General features: G+C 73.6%; 11 protein-coding genes and 1 riboswitch. Of the genes, 6 read left to right on the plus strand and 5 right to left on the minus strand.

The window, feature by feature from the left end:
* Positions 1-31 precede the first annotated feature (31 nt).
* From ABT122_RS19300 to ABT122_RS19315, 4 genes are all read right to left on the minus strand, one after another.
* Entirely contained in the window at positions 32-1,612 is a 1,581-nt protein-coding gene (locus ABT122_RS19300; protein ID WP_351553259.1) for a cobyric acid synthase, read from the minus strand.
* On the minus strand, positions 1,609-2,622 hold the full coding sequence (locus ABT122_RS19305) for a cobalamin biosynthesis protein (RefSeq protein WP_351553261.1): 1,014 nt from the start codon (positions 2,620-2,622) through the stop codon (positions 1,609-1,611). The genes ABT122_RS19300 and ABT122_RS19305 overlap by 4 nt, the downstream gene beginning before the upstream one ends.
* A 122-nt stretch (positions 2,623-2,744) precedes the next feature.
* A riboswitch (cobalamin riboswitch) is annotated at positions 2,745-2,883 on the minus strand.
* A 186-nt stretch (positions 2,884-3,069) separates the two neighbouring features.
* A complete protein-coding gene (locus ABT122_RS19310) occupies positions 3,070-3,291 on the minus strand; it encodes a hypothetical protein (RefSeq protein WP_351553264.1) in 222 nt (73 codons plus the stop codon).
* A 12-nt stretch (positions 3,292-3,303) separates the two neighbouring features.
* Entirely contained in the window at positions 3,304-4,572 is a 1,269-nt protein-coding gene (locus ABT122_RS19315; RefSeq protein ID WP_351553267.1) for an inorganic phosphate transporter, read from the minus strand.
* A 269-nt stretch (positions 4,573-4,841) separates the two neighbouring features.
* On the opposite strand from ABT122_RS19315, the gene ABT122_RS19320 reads away from it, so the two are divergent.
* From ABT122_RS19320 to ABT122_RS19330, 3 genes are all read left to right on the plus strand, one after another.
* Complete coding sequence (locus ABT122_RS19320) at positions 4,842-5,504, plus strand: class II aldolase/adducin family protein (RefSeq protein WP_351553269.1); 663 nt, start codon at positions 4,842-4,844, stop codon at positions 5,502-5,504.
* 133 nt (positions 5,505-5,637) lie between these two features.
* Entirely contained in the window at positions 5,638-6,771 is a 1,134-nt protein-coding gene (locus tag ABT122_RS19325; RefSeq protein ID WP_351553272.1) for an alpha/beta hydrolase, read from the plus strand.
* Between the two features lie 157 nt (positions 6,772-6,928).
* The gene (locus tag ABT122_RS19330; protein WP_451069132.1) at positions 6,929-8,386 is read left to right on the plus strand and encodes a hypothetical protein; all 1,458 of its coding nucleotides are present in this window, start codon (positions 6,929-6,931) and stop codon (positions 8,384-8,386) included.
* 284 nt (positions 8,387-8,670) lie between these two features.
* Here the strand turns inward: ABT122_RS19330 and ypfJ are convergent, their stop codons facing one another.
* Positions 8,671-9,558, minus strand: coding sequence for a KPN_02809 family neutral zinc metallopeptidase (ypfJ, locus tag ABT122_RS19335; RefSeq protein ID WP_351553275.1), 888 nt, complete (start codon positions 9,556-9,558; stop codon positions 8,671-8,673).
* Positions 9,559-9,897: 339 nt separating this feature from the next.
* Between ypfJ and ABT122_RS19340 the strand changes: the two genes are divergently transcribed.
* The 3 genes from ABT122_RS19340 (at position 9,898) to ABT122_RS19350 (ending at position 13,186) form a co-directional block, all read left to right on the plus strand.
* On the plus strand, positions 9,898-11,496 hold the full coding sequence (locus tag ABT122_RS19340) for an ABC-F family ATP-binding cassette domain-containing protein (RefSeq protein WP_351553278.1): 1,599 nt from the start codon (positions 9,898-9,900) through the stop codon (positions 11,494-11,496).
* 463 nt (positions 11,497-11,959) lie between these two features.
* A complete protein-coding gene (locus ABT122_RS19345) occupies positions 11,960-12,181 on the plus strand; it encodes a helix-turn-helix domain-containing protein (RefSeq protein ID WP_006123601.1) in 222 nt (73 codons plus the stop codon).
* Positions 12,182-12,382: 201 nt separating this feature from the next.
* Positions 12,383-13,186 (plus strand): enoyl-CoA hydratase/isomerase family protein, encoded by an 804-nt coding sequence (locus ABT122_RS19350; RefSeq protein WP_351553281.1) that lies wholly within the window; start codon positions 12,383-12,385, stop codon positions 13,184-13,186.
* Positions 13,187-13,262 lie beyond the last annotated feature (76 nt).

Here is a 13,262-nt window from a genome sequence, read left to right on the forward strand (position 1 = left end):
ACCGGCCCTCCGGCGGCTGGCGGCACGGTGCTCATACGGGCGCTCCAGGTCGTCCGGGCGCTCGGACCGCTTCCCGGGCCGGGGGCTCGGGGGGCGCTCCGGGCGCGATGAAGGGAAGGCCGGCGGGCGCGCCCCGCTCGATCAGCCGCAGGAGGGCGTCCGTGTCCGCGTGTTCCTCGATGAGGTCGCCGAGCCGGTCGAGCTGCTCCTCGCGCAGCGCGCCGAACGACGTGTCCGGAGCGGGCACGAAGCGCCGGCCGGTGGCGCTCGCGACCCGGCTCAGGAACCGCCGCCGGAAGCCGTCGCTCTCCAGGGAGCCGTGCCAGTGGGTGCCCCACACCTCACCGACCCGGCAGCCGCTCAGAAAGGCCTCGCCGCCCAGCACCTCGGCGACGCCATGGTGGATCTCATACCCCTCCACCCGCTCGCCGAGCGCCGTGCCCGTCGGCCTCGCAAGGGTCTTCTCGGCCGCGAACCGCACCCGTACGGGCAGCAGCCCCAGACCGGTCACGGAACCCGCCCGCGACTCGACCTCGTCCTCGATGTGCTCACCGAGCAACTGGAAACCGCCGCAGATCCCCAGCACCGGACGGCCCTCGGCCGCCCTGCGCAGAAGCTCCCGCGCCAGCCCCCGCTCCCTCAGCCACTCCAACGCGCGGACCGTGCCCCGCGTTCCCGGCACGATCACCAGATCCGCGTCGGCCAACTCCTCGGGCCGGTCCGCGAATCGCACGATCACCCCCGGCTCGGCGGCCAGCGCGTCCACATCGGTGAAATTGGACATCAGCGGCACCGCGCACACCGCGACCCGCAGCACATCGGCCCCGACCGGCGGCGCCACCGCCGACTCGCGCACCGTCCCGCGCAGCGAGACCCGCAGCCCGTCCTCCTCGTCGATGCCCAGCCCGTGCGCGTACGGCAGCACCCCGTACGTCCGCCGCCCGGTGAGCCCGTGGAGCATGTCGAGACCCGGCTCCAGCAGCGACACATCGCCCCGGAACTTATTGACCAGATATCCCGCCACCAGCCGCTGGTCCTCGGCGCTCAGCAGCGCCGTCGTACCGAAGAAGGAGGCGAAGACCCCGCCCCGGTCGATGTCCCCGACGACCAGCACCGGAAGCCGGGCGGCGCGGGCGATGCCCATGTTCACGATGTCGGTGCGCCGCAGATTGATCTCGGCCGGGCTGCCCGCCCCCTCGCAGATCACCGCGTCGTAGCTGCCCCGCAGCTCCTCCAGGCACTCCATGACCGGCCCGAACAGCGCTTCCTGCCGCCCCCCGTGGTAGCCGCGCGCGCTCAGCTCGCCCACCGGCCTGCCCATCAGCACCACCTGGCTGCTGCGGTCGCCGCCGGGCTTGAGCAGCACCGGGTTCATCAGCGCGGTCGGCTCGACCCGGGCCGCCTGCGCCTGCATCGCCTGCGCCCGGCCGATCTCCGCGCCCTCGCGGGTCACAAACGAGTTGAGCGACATGTTCTGCCCCTTGAAGGGGGCCACCTTCACGCCCTGGCGCACAAGCCAGCGGCAGATGCCCGCCGTGACCACGCTCTTGCCCGCGTCGGACGTCGTCCCGGCGACGAGCAGGCCGCCTCCGGTGCGCCTTCCCGTGCTCATCCGTCTCCTCCCGCTCGCGGCGCCGGTGCGCCGGACCCCCGCTGAATCCCCGTCACGGCCCGCCGCAGCAACGGCCGTGCCACCACGCTCGTGGCGAGCGCCAGCAGCCCCACCCGGCGCGACAGCCGCACCGCCCGTTCGATGTCGGCGACCTCCACGGGCCGCCCCGCGCCATGGAGCACGGGCCGGTGCTCGACCCGGCCGCCGTAGGACAGGGTGCCGCCGATACGCACCCCGAGCGCCCCCGCGAACGCGGCCTCCACCGGGCCCGCGTTGGGGCTGGGGTGCCGGTGCGCGTCCTGGCGCCACGCCCGGACGGCTCCCCGCGCGTCCCCGCCCGCGAGCACGGCGAGCCCGGCCGTCAGCCGGGCCCCCGGCCAGCCGGCCAGATCGTCCAGCCGCGCCGACGCCCAGCCGAACCGCCGGTGGCGCGGGGAGCGGTGCCCCACCATCGCGTCCAGGGTGTTGACCGCGCGGAACCCCACCAGGCCCGGCACCCCCGCCACCGCCCCCCACACCAGGGCGCCGACGACCGCGTCGGAGGTGTTCTCGGCCACGGACTCCACCACGGCCCGGGCGATCTGGCCCTCGTCCAGGAACTGCGGATCGCGCCCGCACAGATGCGGCAGCCGCGCGCGGGCCCGCTCCACGTCGCCGGCCGCGAGCGCGGCACCGATGGTCCTGGCCTCCCGGCCCAGCGAGGTGCCGCCCACGACGGTCCAGGTGGCGGCGGCGGTCAGGGCGAGGGAGAGCGCGGGCGCCCCCCGGGTGCCGCGCGCGAGGAGGTGCGCGGCCGCGGCGGCGCCTCCGGCGCACACGGCGGTGTGCAGAGCGCCCCACCCCCGGTGGTCGCGCCAGAGAACCCGCTCCACCGCGCCCGCGGCCCGTCCGAACGCGGCGACGGGATGGCCCCGGCGGGGATCGCCGAGCAGCAGGTCACCGAGGAGGCCGGCCCCGGCGCCGTACGCGAAAACGCGGTCGGCACGGTTCAGTACACGGTCGGCACGCATCGATTCAGGCCGGGGTTCCGCTCCGGACCGGCCGGGGCGGGCAGATCCTTCTCGGAGTCGGGGCAGGGTCGTGGCCGCGGCCGGGCATGGCGATATGTCCTCACTCAGGGTGTCCGCGCCCTGGTTCGACGTGATCGGCGGCGAGAGTTCCTGGCTCCCGGGACTCCTCCCGGTGACAGTGGCGGGACCGCGCCGGATTCGCACCGGCTTCCTCTGCTGCCGCCGTAATGGCCCCGGCAGTCCACCACGCTGTGAGAACAGCCGTCAACCTGCCGTTGACCTGCGAAGGGGCACTGTGCTGAGCCCCACACCCGGGGAGCGCCGCGCTGCTCGTCCCGGACCCGGGACGGCAGACGGCCGGGCCGGTCGTCCCTGAGGATGACCGGCCCGGCCGTCTGCCGTCGATGAGCGCGGAGAGCCCGGACCGCGCGCGGTCCGGGCCCGCCGTCAGGTGACGATCAGATAGATCCCGTAGGTGATGGCCGCCACGCAGAGCGCGAAGCAGGTGTACGCACCGGTGCGCGCCAGCGCCACGGAGCCGCCGCCGCCGGAGGCCGTCGCCTGCTTGCTCATGCCGATGATGCCGAGGGTGAACAGGCCCACCAGAACGACGGTGGCCACGAGGCTCACACCGAAAACGGAGCCGAGAGCTGCCCAGTCGATTTTCATGCTGATCTGTCCTTACACCGCGGCCGGGCTGGCCGGGCCGGATTCGGGGGCGGCGGCCGGGGAGGCCGCGATGGTGGTCTTGAGGCCGTCCTGCGCCGGGGTGCCGGCCGGGGGCACGGTGACGGCGGCCATGGCGTTGGTCACCACACCGGCCTCGCCGGTCTCGCTGTCCACATCGGCGCCGGTGTCGTTGACGTTGGTGTGGTCGATGACCTGGCGGCGGGAGTAGAGCCAGATCGCGGCCGAGGAGGCGACCAGGAAGACCGCGACCACGGCGACACCCCAGTCGCCCTGCTTGGTCACGTACTCCGAGAGGGCGGCGACCAGACCGGCGGCGGGCAGGGTCAGACCCCAGGCCACGAACATCCGGGTGGCGGTGGACCAGCGGACCACACCGCCCTTGCGGCCGAGGCCCGCACCCATCACGGCGCCGGAGCACGAGTGCGTGGTGGAGAGCGAGAAGCCCAGGTTGGAGGAGGCGAGGATGACGCTGGCCGCGCTGGACTGGGCGGCGAAGCCCTGCTGGGGCTGGAGGTCGGTCAGGCCCTTGCCCATGGTCCGGATGATGCGCCAGCCGCCGAGGTAGGTGCCGAGGGCGATGGCCACACCGGCGGAGACGATGACCCACATGGGGGGGTTGGAGCCGGGGTTGAGGATGCCGCCGGTCACCAGGGCCAGCGTGATGATGCCCATCGTCTTCTGGGCGTCATTGGTGCCGTGCGCCAGCGAGACCAGGCCCGCCGAGGCGATCTGGCCCACCCGGTAGCCCTTCGCGGTGGACTTCGGGTCGGCGTTCTGGCCGAGCTTGTACGTCAGCCTGGAGGCGAGGTACGCGCCGATACCGGCGACCAGCGGAGCCGCGATGGCCGGGATCAGCACCTTGGTGACGACGGTGCCGCCGTTGACGCCGCTGAACCCGACCGACGCGATGGTGGCGCCGATCAGACCGCCCATGAGGGCGTGCGAGGAACTGGACGGCAGGCCGACCAGCCACGTCAGGAGATTCCAGAGGATGGCGCCGACGAGCGCCGCGAAGATCACTTCTGGTGTTATGCCTGCCTCGTTGACGATGCCGCTGGAGATCGTCTTGGCGACCTCCACCGACAGGAACGCGCCGACGAGGTTGAGCACGGCGGACATCGCCACCGCGGACTTGGGCTTCATGGCGCCGGTCGAGATGGTCGTCGCCATCGCGTTGGCCGTGTCGTGGAAACCGTTCGTGAAATCGAACACGAGAGCCGTCACGATCACAATCGCGAGCAGCAGCGTGATGTGTTCCATTTACCCAGGCAATCTATGGACGTCAGTGGCCCGGTGAACGTAAGTAACCTGAGTGAACGGAAGGTGAACTGGGACCGGCATCGGGGTGTCCCCAAGTGAGGTTTTTGGCTCCGGTTTCGGTCTGCAGGGGCTGGATGGGCTTCTGGGGCCGGGGACACGTCCCGCGAAGTGGCTTTCATCACCCTTTTGGATAATCTGACTGATCCTCCCCTCCGTCCCCCGGCGGTGGCCCTCTGTAACCGGAGAGCGCCGCCTGACAGGATCGCCGCATGACCGAACAGGTGTCGCAGAAAGCGATCGACGAGGCGTGGCGGAACGTCGTGGCCACCGCCCGCAGAACGGCCGCGGAGGGTCTGGTGGTGGGGACGTCGGGCAATGTCTCCGCCCGGGTCGGAGAGCTCGTCCTCGTCACTCCCAGCGGTGTCCCCTACGACCGTCTCACCCCCGGGGACGCCATAGCCGTCGACCTCGGCGGACAGCAGGTTCTCGGCCATCTCCGGCCCACCAGCGAGCTGCCGCTCCATCTGGAGGTCTACCGGCACACCGACGCCCGCGCCGTGGTCCACACCCACGCCGTCCACGCCACGGCCGTCTCCACCCTCGTACCGGAGCTGCCACCGGTCCACTACATGGCCGCCGCGCTCGGCGGACCCGTCCGGGTCGCCCCGTACGCCCTCTACGGCACCGAGGCCCTGGCCCGGAACATGCTCGCCGCCCTCGACGGGCGCACCGCCTGTCTGCTGCGCAACCACGGGACCGTCGCCCACGGACAGAGCCTGGACCAGGCGTACGACCGCACCGCCCAGCTGGAGTGGATGTGCCGGCTCTGGCTGACCGCGGCCGCCGTGCCCGGCCACACCCCCTCCCTGCTCACCGCCGCCGAGCTGGAGGAGGCCGCCGAACAGTTCCGGGGGTACGGCCAGCGGCGCTGACGTGCTCCCCGCCCCTGCCCCGGCTCTCCGGGCCCTGCCCGCCGGCCCACGCCGGCCCCGCCCCCGCACGGCCCCGGACACGGGCGGGGGCCGTCCGCTGGCAGCACCCCACCACCGCGCCGACACTGGAACGGTGCGCCCGGCTACAGCGGCGGCAACGGCCGTCACCTCCCTGATCGGCGTCGGCACGGCCGCGTTCCTGGCCGGCCGCTACGCGAGCGACGCGGTGCTCAGACCCGCCCCCGGGCGGCCCCTTCCGGGGGAGCGGCGGCTCACCGTCCACTCCACCGGCGCGGGCCGGGTGACGCTCACCCGCAGCCTCTCATCGCGCCGCCCCGGCACCTACGGACTCGACGGGCCCGGCGGCGTCCACGCCATCGTCGGCCCCGTGCTCGACGAGACCCCGCCGTCCGCCGACACCGTCGTGCGCCGGCTGGAGGGCGTCGGCTCCGGCGGCCTGGAACCCGGTGCCAGGGTGCGGCTGACCCCGCAGCTCCACACCGGGGACCCGACGACCGCGCTCGGCATCCCCCACACCGATGTCACCGTCCCCGGTGAGCTGGGCCCGCTGCCCGCCTGGTCCGTGCCCGGCCCCCGGGGGACCTGGGTCATCGCCGTGCACGGCCTGGGAACCACCCGCGAGCACCCCATGAACCTGCTTCCGTTTCTCCATCGGCGACGCATCCCGGTGCTCGGGGTCGGCTACCGGGGCGACCCCGACGCGCCCCGGCCTCCCGACGGTCTCGGACACCTCGGCGACGCCGAGTGGCGGGACCTGGACGCCGCGCTCCGCTTCGCCGTCGCCGCCGGTGCCCGCGACGTCGTCCTGTACGGCTGGTCCACCGGCGCCACCATGGCGCTGCACACCGCCTGCGACTCCGCCCTGCGCGACCGGATCAAGGGGCTGGTGCTCGACTCCCCGGTCCTGGACAAGGACGCCACCCTGCGCGCCCTGGCCGCCGCCCGGCACACCCCCGCCCCGTTGCTGCCCCTCGCGGTCAGAGCCGCCCGGGGCAGGGCGGGGCTCTACAACGGGAGGCGCCCCGCGGTGACCGCGGACCCCGGCGCGCTCACCACCCCCACCCTGATCTTCCACGGCCCCGGCGACACCCTCGCCCCCTGGGGCCCCTCCCGCGAACTCGCCGCCCGCCGCCCCGAACTCGTCCACCTCCACACCGTCCGCGACGCCCCGCACGCGGCCATGTGGAACGCCGACCCCGCGCGGTACGAGGAAGCCCTGCGCCGCTTTCTCACCCCCCTGATGTGACCGGGCCCGCGCAGACGGCCCATCGTGACGCGGCCCTGTCAGGGAGGCCCGCACCCCCGGCGGGCCCCGCCCGCGCCCGGGCGCCGCGGCCCCGCCAACCCCGTCCCCGCCAGGTTCCGTTTGGGCTTTCGGGCTGTCAGCGGGAAGACTGCTCCCTGTGACGTCCCGAAAGCCTGATGAGCAATTGGCGCGCAACTCCAGACTCCGTCTTGTCCGGCCGCGTCCGCTGGCCACCGCCCGGCGGGCGGTGACGACCCGGCGCACCCGGTCGGCCCCACGGCCACCCGAGGGCACTCCGCCCCCCGCGGAACTGGCCCGCCAGGCGAGGGAGGTCCTCGCCGACGCCGTGCGGATCGCCCGCTGGGCGGCCGTCGAACGGGACCCGGGCTCCACCCCGCTGGCCGCCCCCGCCCGCGAGCGGGCCGCCGCCGCGCTCGGCCTCACCCCGGCCCAGGTGCGCGCCGGATGGGACCGGGCCCGCCTGGCCGGCCTGGTCGAACTGCACGGCGGCACCGCGCGCCCCGGCTGGCGGCTGCGCGCCTGGGACCGCGACGACATGGCCGTGCTGCGCGGCTGGGTGGCCCTCTTCGACGCCTGGTCGCTGGCGCACCCGGCGCCCGGCGACGTCGCGCCCACCGCCGTGGCGGAGGTCGTGGAGGCCGTGCCCCAACTCCTCTCCCTGCTCCAGCTCTCGGCCGGGCCCGTGCTGGTGCCCGCCCTCCTCGATCTGCTGGAGCAGCGGGTGGAGGAGCTGCGCGAGGAACGCTGCGAGGTCCCCTACGGCCCCCAGTCCCAGCCACTGCCGATGGGCGGCCACGGCCCGTCGTCCGGCGGGCCGGCGGCCGGCGAACCGGTACCCGTGGTGACCGAGGTGCCCGCGTCCCCTCCCGGCACCGTCGCGTCCCTCCTGGACTGGGCGCTCGACGGCCTCGCCGCCGTGGGCGCGCTCACCCTCGACCGGGGCCGCTCCGCCACCCTGACCCCGCTCGGCAACTGGGCGGTCTGGGTCAAGCTGGAGCAGATCTGCGTCGCCGCCCAGAGCCCCGCCGGCAATATCGAACAGCCCGCCGACGACATGCTGCGCGGCTGTGCCCGGCTGACCCCCGGGCCCGCCCGCGCCGAGTACCGCGCCTGGCTGGCCGCCCGCACCGTCTCCAGCGCGGTGACCGAGCTGCTGGCCGTCGCCCGCGGCGAGGACGCCCTGCTGCGCGGGCTCGCCTTCGAGGCGCTGCGGGTCGTGGGCGCGCCCGCCGAGGCGGAGGTCCGGGCGGTGGCCTCGGAGCCCTCCCTGCGTCCGTACGCCCTCCTGTGGCTCGCGGAGTACGAGGGGGCGGACCCCGAGGACGCCCAGGACGTGCTGACCCGTGAGGAGGCCACCTGGCTCTGGGTGGACACCGCCGCCGCCGTCGCCGACCACGGCGAGCCCCAGCTGCTGCTGCGCCACCTCGACTCGGCGGTCCAGGGCACGGTCCCGGCCCTCCTGGAGGAGGTCAGGGCCGGCGGGCACCCGCGCACCGTCCAGGTCCTGGTGGCCCTCGCGGCGGCGCACCCGGACCCGGCCCTCGCGAAGGCCGTGCGCCGGGCCGCGTTCCAGGTCCACACCGGAGGCGCCTAGGCCGTCTCTTCCGGATCAGGCCGACTCTTCCGGATCGTGCCGGGCTCGCGGACCCTGGTGCCGCCGCACCGCGCCTCGCCGCGTTGCCGTCGGTCGCCGGCGCTCCGCGTGGGTTCGGTCCGCCGCCTCGCGATGCGCGGCACCGGACCCCGCTCACCGATCCGGCGTGATCCGGTCCGATCCGAAAGAAACTCCCTCAGCCCCGGACCCGGCGGGGGCGCGCTCCGGCCGCCCCCGCCGGACGGCCCGGCCCGCGGGGGCGGCCCGGGAGGCCGAGGGGAAGGTCAGGCGAAGGTGTCGCAGCGCGCCATGTCCCCGGTCCGGTACCCGGTGTCGAACCACCGCTGCCGCTGCGCCGCCGATCCATGGGTCCAGGTCTCCGGTGTCACCCGTCCCTGGAACCGCTCCTGGATTCTGTCGTCCCCCACCGCCGCCGCGGCGTCCAGGCCGTCCGCGATGTCCACCTCGGAGAGCCCCGTCAGCAGCGGGCGTCCGCCGCGCTCGTCGGGCGTCGTCGTCGCGTGGTGCGCCCACACCCCCGCGTAGCAGTCGGCCTGCAGCTCCACCCGTACCGCGCCGCTCCCTGCCCCCCGCCGCCCGTCCCCGGCCCGGCCCAGCGTCCCCATCAGGTTCTGCACATGGTGGCCGTACTCGTGCGCCACCACATACGCCTCCGAGAACGGGCCGCCGCCCGACCCGAAGGTGGTCCGCAGCTCGTCGAAGAAGCCGAGATCCAGATAGACCTGCCGGTCGCCGGGGCAGTAGAACGGTCCCACCGCCGAGGTCGCCGCCCCGCACGCGGTGGTCACCCGGCCGCTGAACATCACCGTCCGGGCATCCGCGTACCGCCCCTGCCGCCGGGGGAACTCCGCCCGCCAGAAGTCCTGCACGCTGTTGACCACCCCGACGATCCGGCAGTCCTGCCGGGCGTTGGCGTCCGCCCCCGAGCGGCACGCGGTGTCCACCTCGGCCTGTGACGCCACGGTCGCGGTCGGCCCGGGGTCGCTCGCGGAGAGCCCGAGCCGATCGGGGCCGACCCCGAGGAGGAGCCCCAGGATCAGCGCGATCACCCCCGCGACACCGCCGCCCACGGCGGCCCCGCCGGGCCTCCGGCCGCCCCGCACATCCCTGACCTCGGATGTGTCCAGACCGGCGTCGTCGTCGAACTGCATGGGCCACCGCCCTCGGTCCGTCCGCCGGCTTCCGCCGGCCGTTCCCGGTGTGCGGCGGCAGCCCGCCGCCCTGGGCCGAGTATCGGGCAACCGGAGATGGATCGCCCCTTTTGTCGGGCGTTTCGGGGGGACGGCCCCGCCGCCCCGAAGGCTCCGCCACCCCGACTGCCCCGCCACCCGGCGACCCCTCCGCGCCGCCCGTCTCCGCTCCGGGCCGCCAAACCACTTGCAGCCCACCGTTAGACTGGCCCTCATGGCCATTCTCCTTGCGCATTAGACGGCGTCGCAGCCCGAAACCCCCCGTCCTTCCGCCGTCCCACACCGCCCTGGAGTCTGTCCGTGATCACCGCTTCCGGTATCGAGCTGCGCGCCGGCGCCCGCATCCTCATCGAGTCCGCCTCCTTCCGTATCGCCAAGGGCGACCGGGTCGGCCTGGTGGGCCGCAACGGAGCGGGCAAGACCACCCTCACCAAGTGCCTGGCCGGCGAGGGCGTCCCCGCCGCCGGCACCATCACCCGCTCCGGCGAGGTGGGCTACCTCCCGCAGGACCCCCGCACCGGCGACCTCGACGCCCTCGCCCGGGACCGCATCCTCTCCGCCCGTGAGCTGGACTCCGTGCTCCGGAAGATGCGCGAGAACGAGGACCGGATGGCGAACGGCAAGGGCGCCACCCGCGAGAAGGCCATGAAGAAGTACGAGCGGCTGGAGACCGAGTTCCTCACCAAGGGCGGGTACGCCGCCGAGGCCGAGGCCGCCACCATCGCCGCCGCGCTCGGGCTGCCCGACCGGGTGCTCGGCCAGCCCCTGCACACCCTCTCCGGCGGTCAGCGCCGCCGGGTCGAGCTGGCCCGCATCCTCTTCTCGGACGCCGACACCCTTCTCCTGGACGAGCCGACCAACCACCTCGACGCCGACTCCATCGTCTGGCTGCGCGACTATCTGAAGACCTACCGCGGCGGCTTCATCGTCATCTCCCACGATGTCGACCTGGTCGAGACCGTTGTCAACAAGGTCTTCTACCTGGACGCCAACCGGTCCGTCATCGACGTCTACAACATGGGCTGGAAGCTCTACCAGCAGCAGCGCGAGGCCGACGAGAAGCGCCGCAGGCGCGAGCGCCAGAACGCCGAGAAGAAGGCCGCCGCCCTCAACTCCCAGGCCGACAAGATGCGCGCCAAGGCGACCAAGACCGTCGCGGCCCAGAACATGGCCAAGCGCGCCGAGCGGCTGCTCGCCGGACTGGAGGAGGTGCGGGCCGCCGACAAGGTCGCCAAGCTCCGCTTCCCCGAGCCCGCGCCCTGCGGCCGGACCCCGCTCACCGCCGAGGGCCTCTCGAAGTCCTATGGCTCACTGGAGATCTTCACCGATGTGGACCTCGCGGTCGACAAGGGCTCCCGGGTCGTCATCCTCGGCCTCAACGGCGCGGGCAAGACCACCCTGCTGCGGCTGCTCGCCGGGGTCGAGAAGCCGGACACCGGCCAGGTCACCCCGGGCCACGGCCTCAAGCTCGGCTACTACGCCCAGGAGCACGAGACCCTCGACCCCAGCCGCACGGTCCTGGAGAACATGCGCTCGTCGGCACCCGATCTCGATCTGGTCGAGGTGCGCAAGACCCTCGGTTCGTTCCTGTTCTCCGGCGACGACGTGAACAAGCCCGCCGGGGTGCTCTCCGGTGGTGAGAAGACCCGGCTGGCCCTGGCGACCCTGGTCGTCTCCTCGGCCAATGTGCTCCTCCTCGACGAGCCCACCAACAACCTCGACCCCGCCAGCCGCGAGGAGATCCTCGGCGCGCTGCGCACCTACAAGGGCGCGGTCATCCTCGTCACCCACGACGAGGGGGCCGTCACCGCGCTGGAGCCGGAGCGGATCATTCTGCTGCCCGACGGTGTCGAGGACCTGTGGGGCGCGGACTACGCGGACCTGGTGGCCCTCGCCTGATCCGGGCCCGCTGTCCGTGTCCGGGCCTGTCGGCCGGGACGCCGGCCGGGCCCCGGGCTCTCCGGGGTCCGGTACGCGCCGGGGCCCTGGTCCGCGCCGGGGGTGCGGTGCCGGGTGCGCCGACCCGGCGAGCGCACTGATCCACTCCCTATGGATCATTCGGCTCAGGGGTGATCCATCATCTGAGTGAGGGCGTCTCGTACCGAGAGCGGCACCCGCCTCATGATCACCTCGACCCCCCTCCTCGGGGCCCTCGGGGGCCTACCGTCGCTGACCTGGTCTTTTCCCTGGCCGCCCGGGAGCGGCCGGGTTCTGCCCGGTCGCGGAATGAACCATTCCGGTGACGGTTGCCGTATCCCGTGCCACGAAGGTCCTCCCACGGACCTTGCCGAATGGGTGGCCAGGAAGGGCGCAAGGGGTGATCATGAGAAGTCCAGAGCGCACTTCCCATGAGGAGGCACGGGTGGCCGAGACTCTGAAGAAGGGCAGCCGGGTTACCGGCGCCGCGCGCGACAAGCTCGCGGCAGACCTGAAGAAGAAATACGACTCCGGTGCGAGCATTCGGGCGCTGGCCGAAGAGACCGGTCGCTCCTATGGATTCGTCCATCGGATGCTGAGCGAGTCCGGAGTCACGCTACGGGGACGCGGCGGAGCGACGCGAGGCAAGAAAGCCGCTTCGGCCTGAGGTCCTGACTCCGAGGACCAGGGCTCCCCAACGGTTCACGATGTGTCCGCCCGGCCGGCTCCAACCGGCCGGCCGGGCAGACACCGCAGTCCGGCCGCTGTCGGCCGGCCATCCGACGATGGCCGGTTGAGGGTGGTTACTGGTCGGTCGCTTAGCTAGTCTGCGACTGCACCGACACTGCACCCGAACCGGAGGCGCCCCATGGCTTCGCCCGTATCCGCGAGCGATCCCCTGCTGGACCAGGACGGCGTACGTCTCACCGTCGACTCCGCGGTCGCCACGGTGACCCTGACCCATCCGGACAAGCGCAATGCCCAGTCCCCTGCGCTGTGGCGGGCACTCGCGCTGGCCGGCCGGTCGCTTCCGGGCACCGTGCGGATCGTGGTGCTGCGCGGGGAGGGCAAGTCCTTCTCCGCCGGGCTCGACCGGCAGGCGTTCACTCCGGAGGGCTTCGACGGCGAGCCGTCGTTCCTCGATCTGGCGCGTGGTTCCGACACGGACCTCGACACCGCCATCGCCGAGTACCAGGAGGCATTCACCTGGTGGCACCGGAGTGATCTGCTCACCATCGCCGCCGTACAGGGCCATGCGATCGGTGCCGGATTCCAGCTCGCCCTCGCCTGCGATCTCCGGGTCGTGGCGCGGGACGCGCAGTTCGCCATGCGCGAGACGGGCCTCGGACTCGTCCCCGACCTCGGGGGCACCGGGCCCCTGGTCGCGCTGGTCGGCTATGCCCGCGCGCTGGAGATCTGTGTCACCGGCCGTTTCGTCCACGCGGACGAGGCCGAGCGCACCGGCCTCGCCAATCTCGTGGTGCCCGGCGCCGAGCTGGACGACGCGGTACGGGATCTGACCGCCGCGCTCCTCGCCGCGCCGCGTGACGCCGTGATCGAGACCAAGGCGCTGCTCCAGGGGGCCACCGGCCGCTCGTACGACGACCAGCGCGCCGCCGAACGCGCGGCCCAGGCCCGCCGTCTCCGCGATCTCGCGGGCCTCGGCGACTGAGGAGCCCGCACGCAGGACGGCCCCGGGGAGGCCCCGGGGCCGGGCCCGGGGGCCGGGTGAGGCTCCCAACCCAGGC

It is taken from the genome of Streptomyces sp. NPDC001985, from assembly GCF_040296845.1.
Lineage (GTDB): Bacteria > Actinomycetota > Actinomycetes > Streptomycetales > Streptomycetaceae > Streptomyces.